The sequence below is a fragment of the Kribbella sp. NPDC104218 genome (assembly GCF_055584105.1).
This window is the reverse complement of record NZ_JBVJMQ010000001.1, coordinates 2,228,292-2,251,850: the sequence shown is the minus strand read 5'-3', so window position 1 is coordinate 2,251,850 and position 23,559 is coordinate 2,228,292. Positions and strand designations below refer to the sequence as shown.

General features: G+C 68.3%; 22 protein-coding genes and 1 tRNA gene. 13 read left to right on the top strand and 10 right to left on the bottom strand.

Translation table 11 applies throughout. The features are described 5' to 3' along the window. Window positions 1-53: 53 nt before the first annotated feature. Window positions 54-845, bottom strand: a complete 792-nt coding sequence (gene nth, locus ACZ6ZD_RS10750; RefSeq protein WP_465670560.1) for an endonuclease III — start codon at window positions 843-845, stop codon at window positions 54-56. Window positions 846-979: 134 nt separating this feature from the next. Here nth and ACZ6ZD_RS10745 point away from each other — a divergent pair, with 134 nt between their 5' ends. Next, complete coding sequence (locus tag ACZ6ZD_RS10745; RefSeq protein WP_171678263.1) at window positions 980-1,657, top strand: cyclic nucleotide-binding domain-containing protein; 678 nt, start codon at window positions 980-982, stop codon at window positions 1,655-1,657. Here the strand turns inward: ACZ6ZD_RS10745 and cynS are convergent. The 5 genes from cynS to ACZ6ZD_RS10720 are packed head-to-tail and all read right to left on the bottom strand — an operon-like array spanning window position 1,654 to window position 4,247. Further along, entirely contained in the window at window positions 1,654-1,959 is a 306-nt protein-coding gene (gene cynS / locus ACZ6ZD_RS10740) for a cyanase (RefSeq protein ID WP_465672672.1), read from the bottom strand. The genes ACZ6ZD_RS10745 and cynS overlap by 4 nt on opposite strands. A gap of 12 nt (window positions 1,960-1,971) precedes the next feature. After that, window positions 1,972-2,748 (bottom strand): MBL fold metallo-hydrolase, encoded by a 777-nt coding sequence (locus tag ACZ6ZD_RS10735; RefSeq protein WP_465670557.1) that lies wholly within the window; start codon window positions 2,746-2,748, stop codon window positions 1,972-1,974. Next, on the bottom strand, window positions 2,745-3,575 hold the full coding sequence (locus ACZ6ZD_RS10730) for an NUDIX hydrolase (protein ID WP_465670555.1): 831 nt from the start codon (window positions 3,573-3,575) through the stop codon (window positions 2,745-2,747). The genes ACZ6ZD_RS10735 and ACZ6ZD_RS10730 overlap by 4 nt, the downstream gene beginning before the upstream one ends. A 55-nt stretch (window positions 3,576-3,630) precedes the next feature. Next, on the bottom strand, window positions 3,631-4,089 hold the full coding sequence (locus tag ACZ6ZD_RS10725) for a RidA family protein (RefSeq protein ID WP_465670553.1): 459 nt from the start codon (window positions 4,087-4,089) through the stop codon (window positions 3,631-3,633). Beyond that, window positions 4,086-4,247, bottom strand: a complete 162-nt coding sequence (locus tag ACZ6ZD_RS10720; protein WP_132413438.1) for a DUF4177 domain-containing protein — start codon at window positions 4,245-4,247, stop codon at window positions 4,086-4,088. Before ACZ6ZD_RS10720 ends, ACZ6ZD_RS10725 begins: the two co-directional genes overlap by 4 nt. Before the next feature lie 60 nt (window positions 4,248-4,307). On the opposite strand from ACZ6ZD_RS10720, the gene bagA reads away from it, so the two are divergent. From bagA to ACZ6ZD_RS10700, 4 genes are all read left to right on the top strand, one after another. Then, window positions 4,308-5,258 carry an ATPase BagA gene (gene bagA, locus ACZ6ZD_RS10715; RefSeq protein WP_465670551.1) on the top strand — a complete coding sequence of 317 codons (951 nt, stop codon included), beginning with the start codon at window positions 4,308-4,310 and terminating at the stop codon, window positions 5,256-5,258. After that, window positions 5,255-6,370: an ATPase BagB gene (gene bagB, locus ACZ6ZD_RS10710; RefSeq protein ID WP_465670549.1), complete on the top strand. Its 1,116-nt coding sequence runs from the start codon at window positions 5,255-5,257 to the stop codon at window positions 6,368-6,370. Before bagA ends, bagB begins: the two co-directional genes overlap by 4 nt. A gap of 88 nt (window positions 6,371-6,458) precedes the next feature. Next, window positions 6,459-8,810, top strand: a complete 2,352-nt coding sequence (gene lon / locus ACZ6ZD_RS10705; RefSeq protein ID WP_465670547.1) for an endopeptidase La — start codon at window positions 6,459-6,461, stop codon at window positions 8,808-8,810. A 132-nt stretch (window positions 8,811-8,942) separates the two neighbouring features. Then, the gene (locus ACZ6ZD_RS10700; RefSeq protein WP_465670545.1) at window positions 8,943-11,354 is read left to right on the top strand and encodes a penicillin-binding protein; all 2,412 of its coding nucleotides are present in this window, start codon (window positions 8,943-8,945) and stop codon (window positions 11,352-11,354) included. Window positions 11,355-11,417: 63 nt separating this feature from the next. On the opposite strand, the gene ACZ6ZD_RS10695 is transcribed toward ACZ6ZD_RS10700, so the two are convergent. The 4 genes from ACZ6ZD_RS10695 to ACZ6ZD_RS10680 all read right to left on the bottom strand — a co-directional run bounded on the left by ACZ6ZD_RS10695 (window position 11,418) and on the right by ACZ6ZD_RS10680 (window position 15,583). Continuing rightward, window positions 11,418-11,849, bottom strand: a complete 432-nt coding sequence (locus ACZ6ZD_RS10695) for a hypothetical protein (protein WP_465670543.1) — start codon at window positions 11,847-11,849, stop codon at window positions 11,418-11,420. Window positions 11,850-11,928: 79 nt separating this feature from the next. Further along, a complete protein-coding gene (locus ACZ6ZD_RS10690) occupies window positions 11,929-12,318 on the bottom strand; it encodes a hypothetical protein (protein WP_465670541.1) in 390 nt (129 codons plus the stop codon). 49 nt (window positions 12,319-12,367) lie between these two features. Further along, on the bottom strand, window positions 12,368-14,740 hold the full coding sequence (locus ACZ6ZD_RS10685; protein ID WP_465670539.1) for a glycoside hydrolase domain-containing protein: 2,373 nt from the start codon (window positions 14,738-14,740) through the stop codon (window positions 12,368-12,370). 375 nt (window positions 14,741-15,115) lie between these two features. Then, on the bottom strand, window positions 15,116-15,583 hold the full coding sequence (locus tag ACZ6ZD_RS10680; protein WP_465670537.1) for a GatB/YqeY domain-containing protein: 468 nt from the start codon (window positions 15,581-15,583) through the stop codon (window positions 15,116-15,118). Between the two features lie 32 nt (window positions 15,584-15,615). Between ACZ6ZD_RS10680 and ACZ6ZD_RS10675 the strand changes: the two genes are divergently transcribed. The 8 genes from ACZ6ZD_RS10675 to ACZ6ZD_RS10640 all read left to right on the top strand — a co-directional run bounded on the left by ACZ6ZD_RS10675 (window position 15,616) and on the right by ACZ6ZD_RS10640 (window position 23,525). Further along, the gene (locus tag ACZ6ZD_RS10675) at window positions 15,616-16,548 is read left to right on the top strand and encodes a metallophosphoesterase (protein ID WP_465672670.1); all 933 of its coding nucleotides are present in this window, start codon (window positions 15,616-15,618) and stop codon (window positions 16,546-16,548) included. A 30-nt stretch (window positions 16,549-16,578) separates the two neighbouring features. After that, window positions 16,579-16,655, top strand: a tRNA-Pro gene (locus ACZ6ZD_RS10670). A 58-nt stretch (window positions 16,656-16,713) separates the two neighbouring features. Beyond that, window positions 16,714-17,115: a hypothetical protein gene (locus tag ACZ6ZD_RS10665; protein ID WP_465670535.1), complete on the top strand. Its 402-nt coding sequence runs from the start codon at window positions 16,714-16,716 to the stop codon at window positions 17,113-17,115. Further along, a complete protein-coding gene (locus ACZ6ZD_RS10660) occupies window positions 17,108-17,812 on the top strand; it encodes a carbohydrate-binding family 9-like protein (protein ID WP_465670533.1) in 705 nt (234 codons plus the stop codon). The genes ACZ6ZD_RS10665 and ACZ6ZD_RS10660 overlap by 8 nt, the downstream gene beginning before the upstream one ends. Before the next feature lie 35 nt (window positions 17,813-17,847). Then, window positions 17,848-18,759, top strand: coding sequence for a hypothetical protein (locus ACZ6ZD_RS10655; protein ID WP_465670531.1), 912 nt, complete (start codon window positions 17,848-17,850; stop codon window positions 18,757-18,759). A gap of 67 nt (window positions 18,760-18,826) precedes the next feature. Beyond that, window positions 18,827-19,585 carry a CoA transferase subunit A gene (locus ACZ6ZD_RS10650; protein ID WP_465670529.1) on the top strand — a complete coding sequence of 253 codons (759 nt, stop codon included), beginning with the start codon at window positions 18,827-18,829 and terminating at the stop codon, window positions 19,583-19,585. A gap of 2 nt (window positions 19,586-19,587) precedes the next feature. Then, complete coding sequence (locus ACZ6ZD_RS10645; RefSeq protein WP_465670527.1) at window positions 19,588-20,217, top strand: CoA transferase subunit B; 630 nt, start codon at window positions 19,588-19,590, stop codon at window positions 20,215-20,217. A gap of 134 nt (window positions 20,218-20,351) precedes the next feature. Beyond that, a complete protein-coding gene (locus ACZ6ZD_RS10640; protein ID WP_465670525.1) occupies window positions 20,352-23,525 on the top strand; it encodes a S8 family serine peptidase in 3,174 nt (1,057 codons plus the stop codon). Window positions 23,526-23,559 lie beyond the last annotated feature (34 nt).

Genomic DNA, 23,559 nt, shown 5'->3' with positions numbered 1-23,559 from the left:
CCGCAGCCGCGCAGTGGCGGGGGCGTGGGGGGTGGGGTGGTGCGGGGGTGGGGTCACGCGGCGGGGACCTTCACCAGCTTTGCGGCGGTGGCGTAGTCGGTGGGGCCGGCGCCGTAGGAGGGGCAGTACTGGGCGATGGGGCAGGCGCCGCAGGCGGGTTTCTTGGCGTGGCAGCGGCGGCGGCCGTGGAAGATCAGGCGGTGCGAGAGCATCGTCCAGTCCTTCTTCGGGAAGAGGGCGCCGATCAGGTGCTCGACCTTGACCGGGTCCTCCTCGGTGGTCCAGCCGAAGCGCCGGACCAGGCGGCCGAAGTGGGTGTCCACGGTGATCCCGGGGACGCCGAAGGCGTTGCCGAGGACGACGTTCGCGGTCTTACGGCCCGTCCCGGGGAGTTTGACCAGCTCTTCGAGCTTGCCCGGGACGACGCCGTCGTACTCGTCGACGAGCGCCTGGCCGAGTTTGATCACGCTGTTGGTCTTGGCCCGGAAGAAGCCGGTCGGTTTGAGGATCGCCTCCATCTCCTCCCGGTCCGCCTCGGCCATCGACTGCGCCGTCGGGTACTTCGCGAACAGCGTCGGGGTCACCTTGTTCACGGTCACGTCGGTGGTCTGGGCCGACAGGATGGTGGCGACCAGCAGCTCCAGCGGCGTCCGGAAATCGAGCTCACAGTGAGCGTCCGGATACGTCTCGGTGAGCACTTTGTGGATCTTCCGGGCCCGCCGGACGAGCTGACTGGACGTCTCGTCGGCGAACACCGGGGCCTTGCGGGGGACCTTCAGCGTCACCGTCTCCAGAGCCCCGGGAAGGGGCTGGCCGACCGGTTCCGCGACACGCTGCGATGGCATGCAGGCCAGCCTACGTGGCGGGGCCGACACTGGAGGGGCTACGGTTTTGGGGCGAGCGGGTGGATACGCTCACCTCGCCGGGCGGGGCGATCCCCCGGCCGAAGACGTGGTCGAAGGTCCTAGGAGGCCCCAAAGTGGATGCCGCAGTGCTCAAACAGGCGCCGCTGTTCAGTCAGCTCGACGACGAGGCAGCCGACGCGCTGGCCGCGTCGATGACCGAGAGCCGGCTGCGCCGTGGCCAGGTGCTGTTCCACGAAGGCGACTCCGGGGACCGGCTGTTCATCGTCGTCGAGGGCAAGGTCAAACTCGGCCGCACCTCCGCCGACGGCCGGGAGAACCTGCTCGCCGTCCTCGGCCCGGGCCAGATGTTCGGCGAGCTCTCGCTCTTCGACCCCGGACCGCGCTCGTCCACCGTCACCGCCGTCACCGACGCCTCGATGATGTCGCTGACCCACGACGAGCTCCTCCGCTGGCTGGCCGGCCGCCCCGAGGTGGCCCGCGGCCTCCTCCTCCAGCTGGCCTCCCGCCTGCGCAAGGTCTCGGACGTCGTCGCCGACCTCGTCTTCTCCGACGTCCCCGGCCGCGTCGCCAAGGCCCTCCTGGACCTGGCCAGCCGCTTCGGCCGCACCGCGGACGACGGCGTCCACGTCCACCACGACCTCACCCAGGAGGAGCTGGCCCAACTCGTCGGCGCCTCCCGCGAAACCGTCAACAAGGCCCTCGCCGACTTCGCCTCCCGAGGCTGGGTCCGCCTGGAGCCCCGCTCCGTCGTCCTCCTCGACGTGGACCGCCTCCAGCGCCGCGCCCGCTAGAACTCGCGGTACTGCAGGTACTTGCCGTTCAGGGTGATCTGCACCCGGTCGCCCTTGGGGTCGGCGACCCGGGTCAGGTCCACCTCGAAGTCGATGGCGCTCATGATGCCGTCGCCGAACTCCTCCCGGATGAGCTCGTTGATCGCGCTCCCGTAGACCTGCACGATCTCCTCCAGCCGGTAGATCGCGGGCTCCGTCGTGTCCACGACCCCGGCGCCGCGCACCGGCGGCAGCTGCAGCGCCTCGACCACGGCCGGCTCGAGCGCCAGCAACTTGCCGACCTGCGCCGCTCGGAGGTGTATACAGTATTCGATTCAGGCGAGGTAGTCGAGTTGGGCTTGGACGGAGCGTTTGGCGGCGGGCCAGAGGGCTTGGTCGACGTCGGCGTAGACGTGTTGGACGACGGCTTGGGGGGTGGTGTGGCCGGCGGCTACGGCTTGGCGGACTTGGTCGAGGCGGTCTTTGCGGTGTTTGAGGTAGTGAGCGAGGACTTTGCCGGGGTCGGTGACGACGGGGCCGTGGCCGGGGAGGAGGCGGTCGGGGCCGGCGGGTGAGTTGGCGAAGCTGAGGAGCTTTTCGAGGGACTCGAGGTAGGGGCGGAGGGCGCCGTCGGGGTGGGCGACGACGGAGGTGCCGCGGCCGAGGACGGTGTCGCCGGTGAGGAGGGAGCCGTCCTGGGGGAGCCAGAAGCAGACCGAGTCGAGGGTGTGGCCGGGAGTGGGGAGGACTTCGACGCGGAGGCCGTCGACGGTGATGACGTCGCCTTCGGCGAGGCCGTGGGCGTGGTCGGTGGGGATCCGGAACGCCGGATCGACGGCGCGGACCGGGCAGTTGGCCTGGTTGGCGAACCAGGCGGCACCTTCGGTGTGATCCGGGTGCTGATGGGTGAGGAGGACGACGGCGACCGGGCCGGCGGCGTCCAGGACGGCGCGGAGGTGGTCCTCGAGGAGGGGGCCGGGGTCGACGACGATCGACCGCTCGGCGCCGGGCGCGCGGAGGATCCAGGTGTTGGTGCCGTCGAGCGTCATCAGCCCGGGGTTCGCGGCGAGCACCCGGGTCGCGTAGTCGGTGACTCGTTCGGCGCCGGTCATGTGGTCTCCAGGTAGGCCAGGTCGTTCTCGATCCGCAGCTTCGGCATGATCAGCGGGATCTCCCGATCGGACGCCGAAGCCAGGGCGGCCGCGACATCGGCGTACGGCGTCAGGTCGGCGCAGCTCAGGTACGTCGGCGGCAGCATCAGGACCTCGCCCGCATCCGCGGCGGCGACCGCGTCGGCCGGGCGGAGCCAGGCGACCTGGTCGGACTCGCTGGTCACGTCCCGGGTGATCTGCCCGGTCGGCAGCGCGGCGACGAAGAAGGCGGTGTCGTAGCGCTTCGGCTCGAACTCGGGGGTGATCCAGTGCGCCCAGGCGCCGAGCAGGTCGGCCCGCAGGACCAGCCCGCGCCGGTGCAGGAAGTCGGCGAACCCGAGCTCCCGCGACTCCAGCGCGACCCGGTCGGCCTCCCAGTCATCGCCGCTGGTGTCGCCGACGACGGTCTCGGCCGACGGCCCGGCGAGCAGGACGCCGGACTCCTCGAAGGTCTCGCGGACGGCGGCCGCGACGTACGCCGAAGCGGTCGCCGCATCACACCCCAACCGGGCCGCGAACTCCGACGGCGCCGGGCCGGACCACGAGTCGGCGACGGTCGCGTCGGTCGGGTCGACCCGGCCGCCCGGGAAGACCGTCATCCCGGCCGCGAACGCCATCGACCGCTGCCGGCGCAGCAGGTAGACCTCGGGCCCGGCCGGGGTGTCGCGGAGCAGGATCACGGTCGCCGCCGGGCGCGGCGCGGACGGCGTCCGGGACTCGCGGACGTGCGCGAGCGCCGCCTCGGCCATCCGGCCGGTCAGCGGCTCTGCCCTCAGGTCCCGGACCATGACTCTCCAAGCTGTTCGGCCCGGATCCGCGCTGGGCGGGATCCGGGCAGAGGCGTCAGACCTCGACGATCAGTTCGACCTCGACGGGGGCGTCCAGCGGGAGGACCGGGACGCCGACCGCGCTGCGGGCGTGCTGGCCGAGGTCGCCGAAGACCTGGCCGAACAGCTCGGAGGCGCCGTTCGCGACCTGCGGCTGACCGGTGAACTCCGGCGTCGAGGCGATGAACGCGACGGCCTTGACGATCCGCTTGATATTCGCCAGGTCGCCGATCTCGGCCTTGATCGCGGCCAGGGCGTTCAGCGCGCACTGCTGCGCGCACTCGCTGGCGACCTCGGCGGTGACGGCGTCGCCGACCTTGCCGGTGGCGATCAGCGTGCCCTCGCGCAGCGGCAGCTGGCCCGAGGTGTAGACCAGGTTGCCGGTGCGGACGGCGGGGACGTAGGCGGCGACCGGTTTGGCGACCTCAGGCAGTTTCAGGCCGAGCTCGGCCAGCTTCTCCTCGGGGTGGCTCATTTGGACTCGATCTCCCGCTTGAAGTAGGCGACCAGGTTCTCCGGGTTCATCCCCGGGACGACCTGGACCAGCTCCCAGCCGTCCTGGCCGAAGTTGTCCAGGATCTCCTTGGTCGAGTGGACCAGCAGCGGCGCGGTGAAGTACTCGAACTTCTTCATGGGGTGGACTCTAACGAAGGCCTGAGCGGTGTGGTGTGGGCCACGTCCTACCCTGGTCCTATGGCGCGACTCCACGTGGTCACCGGCAAGGGAGGCACCGGGAAGACGACCGTTGCCGCGGCCATGGCGCTCGCGCTGGCCGGGCCGGGCAAGCGGGTACTGCTCGTCGAGGTCGAGGGGCGGCAGGGGATCGCCCAGCTCTTCGACTCACCCCCGCTGCCGTACGTCGAGCGCAAGATCGCGACCGGGGTCGGCGGCGGTGAGGTGTTCGCGCTGGCCGTGGACGCCGAGGCCGCGCTGCTGGAGTACCTCGACATGTACTACCACCTGGGCCGGGCCGGGAAGGCGCTCGACAAGGTCGGCGCGATCGACTTCGTCACCACGATCGCGCCCGGGCTGCGCGACGTCCTGCTCACCGGCAAGGTCTACGAGGCGACCCGGCGCAAGGCGCACGGCAAACTCGCGTACGACGCCGTCGTCGTGGACGCACCGCCGACCGGCCGGATCGGCCCGTTCCTGAACGTGAACCACGAAGTCGCGGATCTGGCCAAGGTCGGCCCGGTCCGCAACCAGGCGGACGCGATCATGGGCATGCTCCGCTCGGACGTGACCCGGGTGCACCTCGTCACGCTGCTCGAGGAGATGCCGGTCCAGGAAACCCTGGACGCCGTCGAGCAACTCGAAGCCCTCGACCTGCGGATCGGCTCCGTCGTCGTCAACATGGTCCGGCACAGTCCGCTGGACGACGACGCCATCGCCCTTGCCGTGAAGGAGAAACTCCCCGCCGCCGAACTCACGAAGGGCCTCCGCGCCGCCGGCGTCCCCTACGGCAAGGACATGGTCGCCACCCTCGCCACCGAAGCCCGCGACCACGCCGTCCGCGTCGGCCTCGAACGCGAGAACCGCGACCGAATAGATGCCCTGGGCAAACACGTCACCGAACTCGCCCTCCAGCCCGAAGGTATCGACCACGGCGCCCTACTGGACCTCGCCGAGGAGTTCACCGCATGAACGGGCTGGATTTGGATGGGTTGATCGATGATCCGGGGACTCGGATCGTGGTGACTTGTGGGTCGGGTGGGGTGGGGAAGACCACGACGGCGGCGGCGTTGGGGTTGAGGGCTGCTGAGCGGGGGCGGAAGGTCGTGGTGTTGACGATCGATCCGGCTCGGCGGTTGGCGCAGTCGCTGGGGCTGACGGAGCTGGACAACACGCCGCGGGCGGTGGCGGGGGTGGGTGGGGACGGTCGGCTGGACGCGATGATGCTGGACATGAAGCGGACCTTCGACGAGGTCGTGCTGGCGCATGCGACGCCGGAGAAGGCGGAGCAGATCCTGGCGAATCCGTTCTATGTGGCGCTGTCGTCGTCGTTCGCGGGGACACAGGAGTACATGGCGATGGAGAAGCTGGGGCAGCTGCACAAGCAGGCCGAGGCTTCGGGCGACTGGGACCTGATCGTCGTGGACACGCCGCCGTCGCGCTCGGCGCTGGACTTCCTGGACGCGCCGGAGCGGTTGGCGTCGTTGCTGGAGGGGCGGTTCCTGCGGTTGCTGCTGGCACCGGCGAAGGGGCCGTTCCGGCTGATGTCGACGGCGGTGAACATGGCGATGTCGGTGCTGAACAAGGTGCTCGGCGCGCAGGTGCTGACCGATGTGCAGACGTTCGTCGCGGCGTTCGACACGCTGTTCGGCGGGTTCCGGCAGCGGGCCGAGAAGACGGTCGCGCTGCTGCGGGAGCCGCACACGGCGTTCCTCGTGGTGGCCGCCCCGCAGAACGACGCGCTGCGGGAGGCGTCGTACTTCACCGAGCGGTTGCGCGCGGAGAACATGCCGCTGGCCGGCGTCGTCCTCAACCGCGTGACGACCACCCAGGCGCCGGATCTGTCCGCCGAGCGGTCGCTCGCCGCCGCGGAGAAGCTGGAGGAGGCGGACAAGTCCCCGCTGACCGCCGCCCTGCTCCGGCTGCACGCGGACAAGATGCAGCAGGTCGTCGCGGACCGGAAACGCGCCGACCGGTTCAAACGCGGCCACCGCTCGATCCCGACCGTCGAGGTCCCCGCGCTGGCGGACGACGTCCACGACATTTCCGGTCTACGCCGGATCGGCGAGCTACTCACAGCGTGAGTTTCACCCTCAGCGAACGCCGGGAATGACCTGGTCACACCCCTGGTTGAGCCAGTCAGACTCAATCTTTGGATAAGGGTGTGACAGCGTGACCGATACGTTGAATCTTCCGGTTCTGCCGTTGGACGACATCGTCGTCCTGCCGGGTATGGTCGTGCCGGTCCGCCTCGCCGACAGCGAGGCGCGAGCGGCCATCGATGCCGCGCAGGCCTCGGGTGCCGACCAGGTGCTGCTGGTACCGCGGCTGGACGGGAAATATGCAAAGGCCGGGACGCTCGGTGAGATCGAGCAGATCGGCCGGCTGCCGGGCGGCGCCCAGGCGGCCGTGATCCGCGGAACCGCGCGGGTCCTGATCGGCGCCGGGACCACCGGTCCGGGTGCCGCACTGTGGGTCGGCGCGACCCGCCTGCACGAGATCACCGACGCGCGGTCGGCCGAGCTGGCCCGCGAGTACAAGTCCCTGACGACGTCCGTGCTGGAGCGCCGCGGCGCCTGGCAGGTGATCGACTCGGTCAAGCAGGTCACCGACCCCGGTGAGCTGTCCGACCTGGGCGGATACGCGTCGTACCTCAGCAACGAGCAGAAGTCGGAGCTGCTGGAGAACGCGAACGTCTCCGAGCGGCTGGAGAAGCTGATCGGCTGGGTCAAGGACCACCTGGCCGAGCTCGAGGTCTCCGAGACGATCCAGAAGGACGTCCAGGAGGGGATGGAGAAGCAGCAGCGCGAGTTCCTGCTGCGCCAGCAGATGGCGGCCATCCGCAAGGAGCTGGCCGAGCTGGACGGGAAGGCGGAGTCCGAGGAAGAGGACTACCGCGCCCGCGTCGAGGCCGCCGACCTGCCCGAACACGTCAAGAAGGCCGCGCTGGCCGAGGTCGACAAGCTGGAGCGGACGGCGGAGCAGTCGCCCGAGGTCGGCTGGATCCGGACGTGGCTCGACACCGTCCTCGAAGTGCCGTGGAACGAGCGCAGCGAGGACAGCTACGACCTGCGCGAAGCGCGCGCCGTCCTGGACGCCGACCACGCCGGTCTGGACGACGTCAAGGAGCGCATCACCGAGTACCTGGCCGTCCGACGCCGTCGGGCCGACCGCGGCCTGGGTGTCGTCGGCGGACGCCGAAGCGGCGCCGTCCTCGCGCTGGTCGGTCCGCCTGGTGTGGGTAAGACCTCGCTGGGTGAATCCGTCGCGCGGGCCATGGGCCGCAAGTTCGTCCGGGTCGCGCTGGGCGGCGTCCGGGACGAGGCCGAGATCCGCGGGCACCGCCGGACGTACGTCGGCGCGCTGCCGGGCCGGATCGTCCGGGCGATCAGCGAGGCCGGCTCGATGAACCCCGTCGTCCTGCTCGACGAGATCGACAAGGTCGGCGCGGACTACCGGGGCGACCCGACGGCCGCACTGCTCGAGGTCCTGGACCCCGCGCAGAACCACACCTTCCGGGACCACTACCTGGAGGTCGAGCTGGACCTGTCCGACGTGGTCTTCCTGGCCACGGCGAACGTACTGGACTCGATCCCGGGCCCGCTGCTGGACCGGATGGAGCTGGTGCAGCTCGACGGGTACACCGAGGAGGAGAAGGTCACCATCGCCCGTGACCACCTGCTTCCGCGCCAGCTGGAGCGGGCGGGCCTGACGGCGGACGAGGTGACGGTCGAGGACTCGGCACTGCGGCTGCTGGCCGGGGAGTACACCCGGGAGGCCGGCGTCCGGCAGCTCGAGCGCGGGATCGCTCGGGTGCTGCGCAAGGTGACGTCTCGCATTGCGCTCGGCGAAGAGGCCGGCAAGCTGACGATCAGCGACAGCGACCTCAAGGGCTACCTGGGCTCACCCAAGTTCACGCCGGAGTCGGCGGAGCGGACGGCGCTGCCCGGCGTGGCGACCGGGCTCGCGGTGACCGGCGCGGGCGGCGACGTCCTCTTCATCGAGGCATCGCTGGCCGACAAGGAGACCGGCCCGACCGGAGTCACGTTGACCGGGCAGCTGGGTGACGTGATGAAGGAGTCGGCGCAGATCGCCCTGTCGTACCTGCGCTCGCACGGCGCGGAGCTGGGGCTCCCGGTCGGCGATCTGGCCGAGCGGAACACCCACATCCACGTGCCGGCCGGCGCCGTCCCGAAGGACGGACCTTCGGCCGGTGTGACGATGACGACGGCGCTCGCGTCGCTGCTGTCCGGGCGACCGGTCCGCTCGGAGGTCGCGATGACCGGCGAGGTGTCGCTGACCGGCCGGGTGCTCCCGATCGGCGGCGTGAAGCAGAAGCTGCTCGCCGCGCACCGGGCCGGGCTGACCACGATCCTGATCCCGAAGCGGAACGAGCCGGACCTGGACGACGTCCCGGAGTCCGTGCTCGCGGAGCTGACCGTGCACCCGGTGAGCGACGTCCGCGAGGTGCTGGAGCTGGCCCTCGAACCGGCCCAGCTGGACGCCCGTCAGTACGCTGCCTGACCGAGCAGTACGGCGAGGGCCCGAGCGCGTGCTCGGGCCCTCGTCCTTTTGGATGATTCTTGTCCAGCGACCGTGACGCAATTCACACTCGGAGCGGTAATCCGGAAACGGCGTCCCGTAGTCTCTATAACCATGCGCGTCAGGGAGAAGGGCGACCGGGGAGTCGTCCAGTCGGTGATTCTGTTCCTCGGAGTGAGTGTGCTGTCGGGCGCGCTGGCAGCTGGTCTGGCGATGCCGCTGGCGGGGCTCGCGGGCTTCACCACCGAGCAGACCTACAAGTCGATCGAGAGCCTGCCGCAGAAGTTCGACGAGGTCACGGTCAAGGCGAAGAGCACGATCCGGGCCGCCGACGGCTCCGTGATCGCCACGCTGGCCGAGAAGTACCGGACGCCGGTGTCGCTGAGCCAGATCGCGCCGATCATGCAGAAGGCGATCGTCGCGATCGAGGACGACCGCTTCTACGAGCACGGCGCACTCGACCTGAAGGGCACCCTGCGCGCCCTGGCCGTGAACCAGGCCGAGGGCTCGGTCCAGCAGGGCGGCTCGAGTATCACCCAGCAGTACATCAAGATGAGCCTGATCGAGAAGGCGACCTCGGTCGCCGAGGTGCAGGCCGCGACGGCGTCCACCCCGCAGCGCAAGATCGCCGAGCTGCGCTACGCGATCGCCGCCGAGAAGCAGTTCAGCAAGAACGAGATCCTCGAGAAGTACCTGAACCTGGCCAACTTCGGCGACGGCGCCTGGGGGATCCAGGCCGCCGCGCAGCACTACTTCCGGGTCGACGCGAAGAACCTCACGCTGGCCCAGGCCGCGATGCTGGCCGGGCTGGTGAAGAGCCCGACCGCCTACGACCCGACCAACAACATGAAGAAGGCCAAGGACCGCCGCGACGTCGTCATCCGCCGGATGCTCGAGCTCAAGGTCGTCTCGCTCAACCAGGCCAACGCCGCGCTGAAGACGCCGGTCGTCAACCTGAACATCGTCCGCAAGACGAAGGTCGGCTGCGCCAACTCGCCGTACCCCTTCTACTGCGAGTACGTCGTCGCCCAGCTCAAGGACAACCCGGCCTTCGGCAAGAACGAGAAGGAACGCTCCGACTTCCTCAAGACCGCCGGCCTGACCATCCGGACCTCGCTGGACCCGAAGATCCAGGCCGCGGCGCAGGCCTCGATCAACCAGCACTCCCGGCCCACCGACGAGGCGATCGCCGCGATCAGCATCGTCGAGCCCGGCACCGGCCTGGTGAAGGCGATGGCGCAGAGCAAGCCGTACGGCGCGAAGAAGAACGAGACGGCGTACAACTACAACGTCGAGAAGACGTACGCCGGCGGGTTCGGCGGGTTCCAGATCGGTTCGACGATGAAGGCCTTCACGGTCGCCGCCGCGATCCAGAAGGGCTTCTCGATCAACCACAAGATCGCGTCGCCGGACACCATCAACCTGAGCGGCAAGAAGTTCAGCACTTGCGACGGGACGACGTCGGCCCCCAAGTACACACCGAGCAACTCGACGAAGAACGTGCCGGTGCCGACGATGGTCCAGGCCGCGCAGAAGTCGACCAACACCTACTTCCTGCTGCTCTCCCAGCAGGTCGGCCTGTGCTCGATCGCCAAGCTGGGCGCGAGCCTCGGGCTGAACAACGCGCAGACCGGCGATCCGCTGGAGCAGGTCCCCTCGATGACACTGGGCATCGACTACATGACCCCGCTGCAGCTGACCTCGGCGTACGCCGCCTTCGCCGCGCGCGGCAAGTTCTGCAACCCGTGGGTCGTGACCTCGGTCCGCGACGCCAACGGCAAGGCCGTGAAGATCCCGGGCCAGAGCTGCAAGCAGGTCCTGGCCCCCGAGGTCGCGGACGGCGTCAACGAGGTCCTGCACCAGGTGATGGAGTCGGGCGGTACCGGTTCGGCCCTGAAGTTCGGCAACAGCGACCTCGCCGGTAAGACCGGAACGATCCAGAAGGCCAAGGCCGTTTGGTACTCCGGCTACTCGAGCAGCCTGGCCGCCTCGGCCGTCGTCGCCGACGCCTCCCCGCCGTACGAAACGCTGGCAGGCCAAACGCTGGACGGCCGCGGTATCAACGACGCTTCCGGCTCGAAGACCGCCGGTCCGCTCTGGGAGACCGCGATGCGCGGCGCACTCAAGGGCAAGCCGACCACCAAGTTCACCGCTCCGACCGACAAGACCCGGCGCGGCGACACCAAGGAGCTTCCGTACATCAACGGGATGAACCCCGAGGACGCCGCCAACAAGCTCCGGCAGAACGGCTTCGAGGCCGCGATCGACCCGACTCCGGTCAACTCGGACGAGGCCGCCGGCACCGTCGCCTACACCGACCCCCGGCGCCGCGACGGCGCTCCCGAGGGCTCACTCGTCACCATCTACGTCTCCAACGGCAGCCGCGGTAACAACAACGGCGACAACGACCAGGACGGCGACGAGAACCAGCCGCCGAACAGCACCCGCCCACCGGGTAATGGCAACGGCAACGGCGGGCCGACCAACACCTGCCAGCCCTGGAACCCGAAGTACCCCAACTGCTGAACACGAAGGGCCTCGTCACACACCCGGACGAGGCCCTTCGTCACGCAGTCAAAGCGCCATCAATCAGCGGTAGACCCATTCGGTATAGGTGTCTTCTCCACCTGGCTGACGATCGTTCCATACCGCCCGAAAATGCCATTGGCCACCGAGCATGTTGGTCCATTCGATAGTTTCATCTGTATCAAACTCGATGGCGAGCCTCGCCTTGACGATCTTGTCGCTCCGCGCACGCTCGATCTCGACAAAGATCGCCCAAAAGTTCGGCGGTGAGTCCGACCATGCCCAGGCCGCATTGCAGGCCGGCGAGAACCGCACCTGTACCGATTGTCCGGGAGCGGTGATCAATCGCTGATCCCGAGTGCACCCCATCGCAACCGGCCCCTTGTTGTTACAAGTTTCGCCGTAGCAGCCGACTGCATAAGCGCTAGGCACCCCGAGCGCGAACACTCCGGCGGCCGTCACAACAGCACACAGGAAAAACCTTAGAAATCTCATCTCAGATCCTCACGAATAGTGGGCAGGACAACAGACAGGAATGCCGCAGGGCATTCCGATCAGAGCGTGACTGAGCTGATCAGTGGTTGAGCGCGGCGCGGACGCAGAGAATCGGGATCAGCAGAAGCACGATGGACACCGCAGTGTGAATGATGGTTGTGCGGCGTCCGGGAGAGAGCCGACGACGGACGGCGCGAGCGACGAAAAGGGCGCCTAGTAGCAGCGGGAGCCCCAAGACAACCACGACGAGGATGCTCAGCCCGGTCTTTCCCTCTGGGTCGTCCCCGAACGGAGCCCAGGGGGCGCTCAGAGCCTGGCCGACCAACTGACGAGCCGCCAACTCCCCGAACATTGCCGGGTAACCGAGGAGGAGGCCGGTCACGGCCAGCGTCGCGTAGCCGGCGGCGACAACCGGGAGCCGCCGCCGGTTGGACTGCGTCGGCGCGGAATCGATGGCCGGACCGGTCATTCCCCACTCACTTCCTGCGTCACATCGGATGTTCAACACTACAACCGATCTAGCGCATGCTCGCGTTGAAGGACTCAAAGATCTGATACACACCGAAGACCTCGCGGCCGTGCAACTCCGCACCCGGACCCGTGCCGTTGTAGCGCGCGAAGATCTTCTTGAGCTCGGCTTCGGTGTAGTCGAGTCGCAAACCGGTGACTCCTACGTCGTTCGCTCCCTCGAAGAGCACCAGCGGGACAGTGCCGACGTTGTAGGTGCCGTCGTCATGGAGCGAGTTCCAGACGCTTTCGACGACATGCCAGTCGTCGCCGTTCTGCAGTCCGCCGGGGATCAGATTGCGCAGCACGGCCCAGTTCCGGGCGCGGATCGCGGTTGCGGCAAAGATCTGCGCGATCCCAGTGCTGCAGTCCTCGCGCACGACGATCGGCGGAGTCGGCGGCGGACCGACCGGTACCTCCTGCCAGGCTTCGTACTGGTGCTTGTAGATGTACCAGGACTTCACCAGCGCGTCGACGGCCGGGTCGGTGATGTCACGCTTCCAGTACTCCCAGTAGATCTCCGACTGGACCAAGGCCTTGCGGACGCCGTACGAGCGGCTGAGGTTGGTGATCTGCTCGTCGTAGGCCACGATCATGTCGAGAGTCTCGCCGATCGAGTGGACCAGGTTCGAGGTGTTGGACTCGACCTGGTCCTTGTACGCAGTGAAGCGCTCGTCCATGGCCGGGCGGTGGGCTGGGTTGAAGTAGGTGTCGAGTTTGGCGCGAGTAACGACTCTGGTTTGGCCGAAATCGCGGCCTGAGTAGATGTTGTTGTCGATCTGGATCGCGCCGGTTCCGGTGCCGACAGTGATGGTGGAGATCTGATCGAAGGCCCAGTTGACCGGCATCGGGAAGCCGAGATTTCCACTGAAGCCTGTCGACATGTCGGAGACGAAACTTGTGGTGGTCAGGTCCTGCGCAAAGAGCCGGCTACAGACGTTTCGGGGACCGTAGACGCCGATCCGGTAAGGATTGCCGTAGCGGTCCATAGCGCGGTTGATCCCGCGGAAGTGCGGGATGATGTTGTCAGAAATATCATTGCCTAGGGCGTCGAAATCGACGGCAAAGTAGATCGTGGTGCCGCGTTCGAAACCGTAGTCACTGGCTGCCTCGAGTGCCAGGCTGGCGTCTCGCGCCCCTTGCGGCTCGTTGAAGTAGGAGGCAGCGCCGCCGTACGTCTGGTAGATCGGAAAGGCCCGGAGGCCCGCGGCGAAGATCCGGGACAGCTCCCCGGGCTTGATCTTCTTGTCGAGGGTGCTGCCGGGGACGTTCGAGAGGTAGCGGCCCACAACGCGGTAGCCCGCTTGGTGGAGAGCCGCCGCGCGGGCGGCGGTGACTTCGGTGACGCAGTCGCAGGCGTCGCCGCGGCGCTCCGGATCGCCATTGCTGACCAAGAGTGACGACCAGGTCTGATAGTCGCCCTTCGCGGTCAGCGGCAGGCCGACGAACAGTTGAAAGCTGCGGACCTGGTCGGCGACCGCTTGTGAGTAGACGCCGTCGAAGACGAGGTCTTGTTTGTTGAAGATCATCCCCGCCTGGAAGAGCCGCACGTACGACGCCGTACCGGAATCGGACGCGCCGACACTCAGCGGAGTTCGCGCCTTGACCGCCGCCCTGGTGCCTGGCCCATAGGTACCGTTGGGCCCACTGACGCCGAGCTCGATCTGCAAGGCGTAAATCAGCGCCTTGGCCACGTCACGGGACGAATGTCCGTCGGTCGGGATGATGAAGAACCACGACTGATCGACGTACTTGCGGTTCATCCACTGCTGGACCGAGCGCACCAGGGCGGACCCGTTCTCCACGACCACGTAGGCATCCATGGTCAGCAGCGCCTTGAACTCCTTCGGCGCCAGCGTACGACGGCCGTCGGTGAACCCCATGTTCGATCGCATCTGAGCCACGGCATCCCCGGTGGCCGCGCCGTAGGTGCCGCTGATCGCCTCGCCCGGATATCCCTTGCAGTACAAGCCGCTCTGCAGGATCCGGACGACGTTACCGGTCGCGCCCGGCTTGATCTCGCCGAACTTGCTGGTGAGCAATGACATCGTCGTCGGCCCGAAGGTGTCCGAAAGTTGACTGCCGGACAGACCGAGCTCCAACTGCAGTGCGCGGGTCAGGGCGAACATCGTCGGCCAGCCGGTCCGGCCGGTCTCGGGTGCCGGAACGAACCCAGGGCGCCCGTTGTACGCGCGGTTCACCCACTGCTGCGCGTTCAGCACCCATTGGTCGACCTGAGGCGCGAGCAGCCCGCGCCCGGAAAAGTTGGCCTGGAAGACCCGCTGGTCTCCCTGCAGTTGTGCCAGCGGCGCGGCCGCTGTTGGCGTTGCTGCAGCCGAGTCGGCCAGCGCGCCCATCGGCGGCGCCGGTGGTGGGGGTGCCACTGGTTGTGCAGCGGCAATTTCTGGGACCAGCGCCGCTACCCCGGTGGCACCGGCAGTTGCGCCGAACAATCGGAGCAGATTTCGCCTGGACAGGTCGTCGCCGGGTAGTTCCCCCACAGGTGCGTCTCCATTCAAATGCAGCAGCAAACGTCACGGCGCGGAGAATTCCTGGAATGCACAGGAAATCGCGTCGACCGAGAACCGGAGACGGCGAAGGCGGCGACGTTCATGCGAGCGATTGGGCGGATCGGTGAATGCAGTTCGTCGAACAGATTTTACCGACGGCATCGCAAGCCGGGCAACGGCTTCCGCTCACATTGCAGCTTCGTGCAGAAGCCACCGGGCCCCGTCCGGTTGACCGGGGCCCGGCGGCTTTCAGGCGCCGAGTTGGCGTTTTACTTCGGCGGAGACGGCGCCGCCGTCGGCTTTGCCTTTGACTTTGGGTTGGAGGGCGCCCATGACTTTGCCGATGCCGCGGGGGCCGAGGTCGGCGGCGCCGGTGGCGGCGATGGTTTCGGTGACCAGGGCGGCGATCTCGGCGTCGGTGAGCTGGGTGGGCAGGTATTCGGCGAGGACGTCGGCCTCGGCCTGCTCCTTGTCGGCGAGTTCGGCGCGGCCGGCTTCGCGGTAGGCGATGACGGACTCGCGGCGCTTCTTGGCCTCGGAGCCGAGGACGTCGAGGATCTCGGCGTCGGACAGCTCGCGGGCCTCCTTACCGGCGACCTCGGCCTTGGTGACGGCGGTGAGCGCCATCCGCAGGGTGGACTTGCGGACGTCGTCGCGCGCCTTGAGGGCGGCGGTCATGTCGTCGTGCAGGCGTTGTTTCATTCCGGAGTTGGACATACGTGAGATTGTGGCAGGCTGGAGCAATGAGTTTGCGCAGGATTGCCACCACCACCCTGAAGGCCACGGCTGCCGTCGGCGCCGTGGGGGCGGCCTGTGTCGCGTACGCGGCGGTGGTCGAGGTGCGCTGGTTCACACTGCGCAGGGTGACGGTCCCGGTGCTGCCCGAGGGGTCCGCGCCGCTGAAGGTGCTGCATCTGTCCGATCTGCACCTGATGCCGACCCAGGAGAAGAAGATCGGCTGGGTCAACGACCTGATCGCGCTGGAGCCCGATCTGGTCGTCAACACCGGTGACAACCTCTCCCACGAGGACTCCGTTCCCCCGCTGCTGCGCGCCTTCGGCGATCTGCTCGACCTGCCCGGCGTGTTCGTGTTCGGCTCCAACGACTACTGGAAGCCGCATTTCAAGAACCCGGCCAAGTACCTGCTGCCCGCGCACAAACAGCGGCACAAGCCGCACGGCCCGGATCTCCCGTTCGAGAACATGCGCCGCGCCTTCACCGACGCCGGCTGGGCCGACCTGAACAACGCCAAGGCGTCGCTCAAGCTGAACGGCCTGCGCCTCGACTTCGCCGGCACCGACGACCCGCACATCAAACGCGACCGGTACGCCGAGATCGCCGGCGAGGTGGATCCGTCCGCCGACCTCTCGATCGGTGTGACCCACGCGCCGTACCAGCGCGTCCTGAACGCGTTCGTTGCCGACGGCTACCCCTTGGTGCTGGCCGGCCACACCCACGGCGGCCAGCTCGCCGTCCCGTTCTACGGCGCTCTGGTGACCAACTGCGACCTCGACGCCTCCCGCGTCAAGGGCCTCACCACCTGGGGCGCCGAAGGCCGCCAGGCCGCCCTCCACGTCTCCGCCGGCCTCGGCACCTCGCCGTACGCGCCGGTCCGGTTCGCCTGCCGCCCCGAGGCGACATTGCTCACCCTGGTCCCGCGGGTAAACCCGATTTCGCGGTAGGGCCGGGCGCATGTAAGCTAACGGCGAATTCGGGCTGTGGCGCAGCTTGGTAGCGCGCTTCGTTCGGGACGAAGAGGTCGCAGGTTCAAATCCTGTCAGCCCGACCAACATGCAGGGCGGTGACTCCGGTCGCCGCCCTTCTTGTTTCCCCGATACTGTGCCGTTATGGGTGAGTCGGAGGCTGAGCCACCGCTGCCGCCGGTGCTGATTCTGGCGGTGGTGGGCTTGCTGTGCGGGTTCGCCACCATCGGGCTGGTGTGGGTGAGTGAGCGCGGGTGCGAGCGGTTCCGGGACACGACGAACTGCGGGGCGCTCGGGTTGCCGCTGCTGCTGGTGATCGTGGTGGCGACGATGGTCGCCGGCGCGGTCGCGTTGCGGCGGCTCGCGATGCCGCATCCGCGGCTGGTGGCGTTCCTCGGGGTCGCGTTCATGCTCGCCGTCGTGCTCGCCTTCCTGACCGGCAGCCTGTCGTCGGTGTGGACGCTGGCCGTCGTCCCGGTGCTGACCGCGATCACCTTCCTGCTCGCCAATCTCGTCGCCCGACTCCTGGAGCGCGCTGATGCCTGATCTGCCCGTCTACGACTGCCCGCGGACGCCGACCGCCCCGAGCCTCGACGGCACACTGACCGATCCCGCGTGGGCGGTCGCGCCCTGGAGCACGGACTTCGTCCAGATCACCGGCGCCGGCCCGGCGCCGCGGTACCGGACCCGCGTCAAGCTGATGTACGACGACGAGTACCTGTACCTCGGCGGCCTGCTCGAGGAGCCGCATGTCTGGTCGACGATGACCGAGCACAACAGCCGGCTGTACTTCGAGAACAACTTCGAGCTGTTCCTCGACCCGGACGGCGACGGCCTGAACTACTACGAGTTCGAGATCAACCCGCTCGGCACGATCTGGGAGCTGACGCTGCCGAAGCCGTACTCCGACGGCGGCGTCCCGATCGACCCGACCAACCTGCCCGGCCTGCGGACGGCGATCCACGTCGACGGCACGCTGAACGACCCGTCCGACACCGACACCGGCTGGTCGACCGAGGTGGCGATCCCCTGGGCCGATCTGGCGGCGTACAACCGCGGCCGCGCCACTCCGCCGAGCCCGGGTGACGAGTGGCGGATGAACCTGATGCGCTGTCAGTGGCCGCACGAGATCGCCGACGACGGCGGCTACGTGAAGGGCGCGGAGAGCGAGTTCTGGGTCTGGTCGCCGCAGTACGTCCTCGACATGCACGTCCCGAAGCAGTGGGGTGTTCTGCGCTTCTGACCCCGCGTACCCGGGATTTGGGTGCCGAGGTGACAATGAAGTACGTGGAGTTCGGGGGCGGAGTCGTCAGCGCGGTCGAACGCGCCTGCGAGACCGATCTGAGAACGGCACTCCGCTTGGTCGCCCGCTACTCGGCGTACTGGTGGTCGCGTGGCCTGGAGGACGAGGCGGCCGCGGCGGCCGAGCGCGTCCTCAGCATGCTGGGGCGGACGGTCCCGGTCGGGCTGGACGAGGAGTACCTGCTCGCCGTGCTGCACGGCGCGGCCTCGGCCGAGCAGGAGCAGATCGAGCTGGCGCAGCAGATCGTCGACGTCACCGACGGACCCTTCCGGTACTCGGCGACCGTGCTGCTGTGGTGTCTGGTGTTCGGCCCGTTCGAACCGGTGGACGTCGTTGAGGACGTCCTGAAGCGCAACGAGGCCGGTGACGCCTGGATGCGGGCCGCTGTCGAGCTGTGCCGCGGCTACCCCGGGCTGACCCGCGCAGAGCCCGAGGAGGCCGCGCAGGCGCTGCGGACGGCGTTGGGCCGGTTCCGGATGCTGGGGGACGCCTGGGGCACGTTCCTGGCGCTGAACGCGCTGCAGCAGACCACCGACGCTCCGCTGGAGCTGACGACCGAGGCGCTCGCCCTGGCGGACCAACTCGGGCTCGACGAGGAGACCGGCGTCCTGCTGTGTCGCCGTGGTGACCTCTACCGGGCCCAGGGCAATCTGGACGCCGCCCGGCAGGACTACGCGATGGCGCTGGCCCTGGGCGAGCGTGCGGACCTTCCGGAGACCGCTGCGGCCGCTCGGATCGGTTTGGCCCGCGCAGCGCGCTGCTGCGGGCACGCACAAACCGCACGGGCGCATCTGGCCGCCGTACTGGAGCTGCCGGAGCTGGAGGACGCGCACTACGAGGCATTGCACGAGCTCGGCGTCCTGAACGCCGCGGAGGCAACCGCCTGAGCCTGTGGCCGTGCCCACAGATCGCGGGTCTGTCCCGAATAGTGGACCGGTCGTTAGAGTCGACGCCATGGACAAGACGTACGAATCGCCGCAAGCGGCGGTCGCGGACATCGAGGACGGAGCGAGCCTCGCGGTCGGCGGGTTCGGCCTGTGCGGAAACCCGATGCAGCTGATCAGCGCGCTGCACGCCAAGGGGGTGAGCGGGCTCAGCGTGGTGTCGAACAACTGCGGCGTCGACGACTGGGGCCTGGGCATCCTGCTCGCGGACAAGCGGATCGCGAAGATGACCTCGTCGTACGTCGGGGAGAACAAGGAGTTCGCCCGGCAGTTCCTGTCCGGTGAGCTCGAGGTCGAGCTGACCCCGCAGGGCACGCTGGCCGAGAAGCTGCGGGCCGGCGGCTGCGGGATCGCGGCGTTCTTCACCCTCGCCGGCGTCGGCACCCAGGTCGCGGACGGCGGCCTGCCGCAGAAGTACAACACCGACGGCTCGGTGGCCAAGGCCTCGGCCCCGAAGGAGACCCGCGAGCTGAACGGGACGACGTACGTCCTGGAGGAGTCCATCACCACCGACTTCGGGCTCGTCCACGCGCTGCGCGGCGACACCCACGGGAACCTGGTCTTCGACCGCAGCGCCCGGAACTTCAACCCGCTGGCCGCGATGGCCGGCCGGATCACGATCGCGCAGGTCGAGGAGCTCGTCCAGCCCGGTGAGCTGGATCCGGACTCGATCCACCTGCCCGGCGTCTACGTCCAGCGCGTGGTTGCCGTTGGCAAGGATATTGAGAAGCGGATCGAGAAGCGCACGGTCCAGAAGAAGGAGGCCTGACGATGCCGTTGACCCGTGAGCAGATGGCGGCCCGGGCCGCGGCCGAACTCGAGGACGGCTCGTACGTGAACCTCGGGATCGGCCTGCCGACCCTGGTCCCGAACTACATCCCGGACGGCGTCACCGTCGTCCTGCAGTCCGAGAACGGCATCCTCGGCGTCGGCCCGTACCCGGCCGACGGCGACGAGGACCCGGATCTGATCAACGCCGGCAAGGAAACCGTCACAACGTTGCCGGGGGCAAGCTTCTTCGACTCGTCACTGTCCTTCGGGATGATCCGCGGCGGCGCCATCGACGCGGCGATCCTGGGCGCCATGCAGGTGTCGGCGTCCGGCGACCTGGCGAACTGGATGATCCCCGGCAAGATGGTGAAGGGGATGGGCGGCGCGATGGACCTGGTGCACGGCGCGAAACAGGTGATCGTACTGATGGAGCACGTCGCGAAGGACGGGTCGCACAAGATCCTGACCGAGTGCGACCTGCCCTACACCGGCCGCGGCGTCGTCAACCGGATCATCACCGACCTCGCCGTCCTCGACGTCACCGACGACGGGCTCCAGCTGGTCGAGCTCGCCGACGGGGTCACGTTCGAGGAGTTGCAGGAAAAGACGGGCGCCCCGATCGGTCGCTGACAGAAGGCTTTTCGACGTCCGCCGAAACCCGCCGCCGCGGATGAACGGCCCGGCCAGGTCCGGGCAATCACCTCATATCTCCTGTTCGAGAGATCTCCGCGGAGGAAGATATGAGGAAGAGAAGAAGTCGTCCCTTGGCGGCTGCACTGGTGCTGATGGTCACCGGGAGCAGCCTCCTCGGGAGCGGCAGTACGGCGGTCGCGAGCGAGCCTTCGACACCGGCGGCGCCGGACGCGCCGAAGGCGAGCGGCGAGATCACGCTGATCACCGGCGACCGGGTCAGTCTGCAGGGTGACGAGCCGGCGAAGATCACCCGGGCGAAAGGCCGGGAGAAGATCCGGTTCGTGCAGCGCAAGGAGGTCGGCGGCGATATCACCGTGATGCCGGTGGACGCCGAGGCCGCGGTCCGGTCCGGTGAGCTGGATGACCGGCTGTTCAACATCACGCAACTGCTGAAACACGGGTACGGCGATCGTTCGCGGTCGGACATCCCGTTGGTGGTGAGTGGTCCCGTGAGCCTGCGGTCCGGGACGACCCACCAGCGGAGCTTGGCGAGTATCGGGGGAACCGCTGTCCGGGTGCCGAAGTCGACGGCGTACTGGACCGCCGCCCAGCCCGCGTTACGGGCCAAAGGCAAGCAATGGATCAGGCTGGACGGGCCGGTGCGCGCGTCGCTGGACAAGAGCGTCCCGCAGATCGGCGCGCCGGAGGCCTGGAAGACCGGGCTGACCGGTAAGGGCACGAAGGTCGCGGTCCTGGACACCGGGATCGACACCGCCCACCCCGATCTGGACGACGCCGTCGTCGCCGCCCAGGACTTCACCGAGAGCGAGAGCGGCACTGCCGACAAGTTCGGCCACGGGACGCACGTCGCGTCGATCGTGACCGGCGACCACGACCGGTACCGCGGCGTGGCTCCGGATGCGCAACTGCTGAACGGCAAGGTTCTCAACGATGACGGCGAAGGCTGGGAGTCCGGCATCATCGCGGGGATGGAGTGGGCGACGGCGTCCGGCGCGGATGTCGTGAACATGAGCCTGGGTGGCTCCTTCCCCAGCGACGGCACCGATGCGATGTCTCAGGCCCTCAATCGGCTCACCCGGGAGACCGGCGCGTTGTTCGTGGTGTCGTCGGGCAACGACGGCCGCGAGGTGAGTAGCCCGGCAGCCGCCGATGCCGCCCTGACAGTCGGCGCGGTCGACCGGGACGACAAGCTGGCCGAATGGTCGAGTCGCGGTCCGCGCTCGCGTGACAATGCGATCAAGCCGGATCTGACGGCGCCTGGGGTCGACATCGTCGCGGCCAAGGCGAAGGACAGCTTCCTCGGCGGCGAGGCGCCGAACGTCGGCGAGCATCACCTCCAGCTGTCCGGGACCTCGATGGCTGCTCCGCATACGGCCGGTGCGGCGGCGATCCTGGCGCAGCAGCACCCGGAGTGGCAGGCCGATGAGTTGAAGGCCGCGCTGATGGGTACGGCGAAGGCCGACTCGACGTCGAGCGTGTTCGACCAGGGCGCCGGCCGGGTCGACGTCGCTGCCGCTGTTCGGACGCCGGTGCGGGCCTCGGTCGCGAGTATCAACAACGGGCTGGTGCAGTGGCCGCACGACGACGACAAGCCGATCGATCGGGTGATCACCTACACGAACACCGGTTCGGCGCCGGTGACGCTGGCGTTGTCCACAGATGTTCGAGGGCCGGACGGAAAGCCCGCGCCGGCGGGTATGTTCTTGGTGTCACCGGCTTCGCTGACCGTTCCGGCGGGCGGCTCGGCGTCGGCGACCTTCACCACCAACACCGCGGTCCCGGGAGCCGACGGGCTGTACGGCGGCGTCGTCCTCGCAGGCAATCTGCGGACGCCGGTCGCGGTGACGCGTGAGGTGGAGAGCTACGACGTCACCCTCAACTTCATCGGTTTCGACGGCAAGCCGACACCGAACAACTGGTTCCAGCTCGTCAGCATGGAACAGCCGACGGTGGCGCATCCCGATCCCGAGTCGGGCCCGCGGGCGACCGTGCGGGTACCGAAGGGCGCGCAGTACCTCGAGGCGGTAGCCGGGGTGGACGATCGCTCGCGGGTCACAGAGTTCCACGAACCGAACCTGCAGGTCGACGGACCGGCCGAGTTCACCTTCGACGTCAGGTCCGGGGTACCGATCGGGTATCAGGTCGACAAGCCGGACGCGGTGTCGCAGCTCGCCATTCGCGGTTCGATTCGACAGACGCCCCGGGGGTCGGTGAGCAGCTTCTGGATCAGTTCCACCTTCGACGGTATCGGACTCGCCCCGGGCCGCACGGCAACCACTGTCCCCGGCGACTTCACCTACCGGATCGAGCAGGTCCTGGCCGCGCCGGAGGAGACGCCGTACCTCTACAACCTGCGGCGAACGCACACCGGCAAGATTCCGGCCAAGCTGCTGGAGCGGGTGCGGGACCGTTCCCTGGCCCGGGTGCGTTCCGAGCATTTCGGGACCAAGCCCGGCACTTACGGCATCCGCTGGTACACCGTGGCTCGTAAGCTCCCGTTCACGCTCGAGGAGTACTACACGCCAGGTGTCGCCTGGAGCCCGTACTTCGACGAAGCCGAGACCCTGGAAGCGAAGCCGATCGGTTCGCAGGTCACCCACGATCCGCGGATCTACCGGCTGGGGCCGACAGTGACCGAGCGCTGGAATCTGCCGACCTTCGGCCCGGCGTTCCCGTCCGAGGTCCAGGCGCTGGTGGCAGGCCGCCGCGGTGATCTCCTGCATGTCAGCATCGGCATGTTCACCGATCAGCGGGCCGGTGGTTCCGGCAGCGCCCAAGACACCGGGCAGACGGTGCTGTCGAAGGACGGGAAGGAGTTGGCGACAAGTGAACACGGCGGTCACCTGCCGACGAGCCCGGTGCCGGCGGGGCCGGGGATGTACCGGCTGCACACCGAGGCGACGCGGGAACATCCGTTGAGCTCGAAGATCGTCGTCGACTGGACGTTCCGTTCCGACACCGTTCCGGGTGACGAGCAGGCGCCGTTGCCGCTGATGGCGGTTCGGTTTGCGCCGCCGGCCAAGGCAAAGGCCAACGTGCCGACGGTGGTGCCGATCAGCGTCGAGCACAACGCCGGCGGCAAGGCGACCGTTCGGACGCTGTCGGTATCGCATGACGGCGGGACGACGTGGACGCCGGCGAAGCTGCACACGGCCGGCGGCAAGACCGTCGTCCTGATCAAGCATCCGGCCGGCGCTAAGTCGGTCTCGTTGCGGGCCACGGCGAACGACGCCGACGGCAACACGGTCGACCAGACCATCGTGGACGCGTTCTTGCTGAAGTAGCTCGGATGCCGGGAGCCGGTCGGTTGATCGGCTC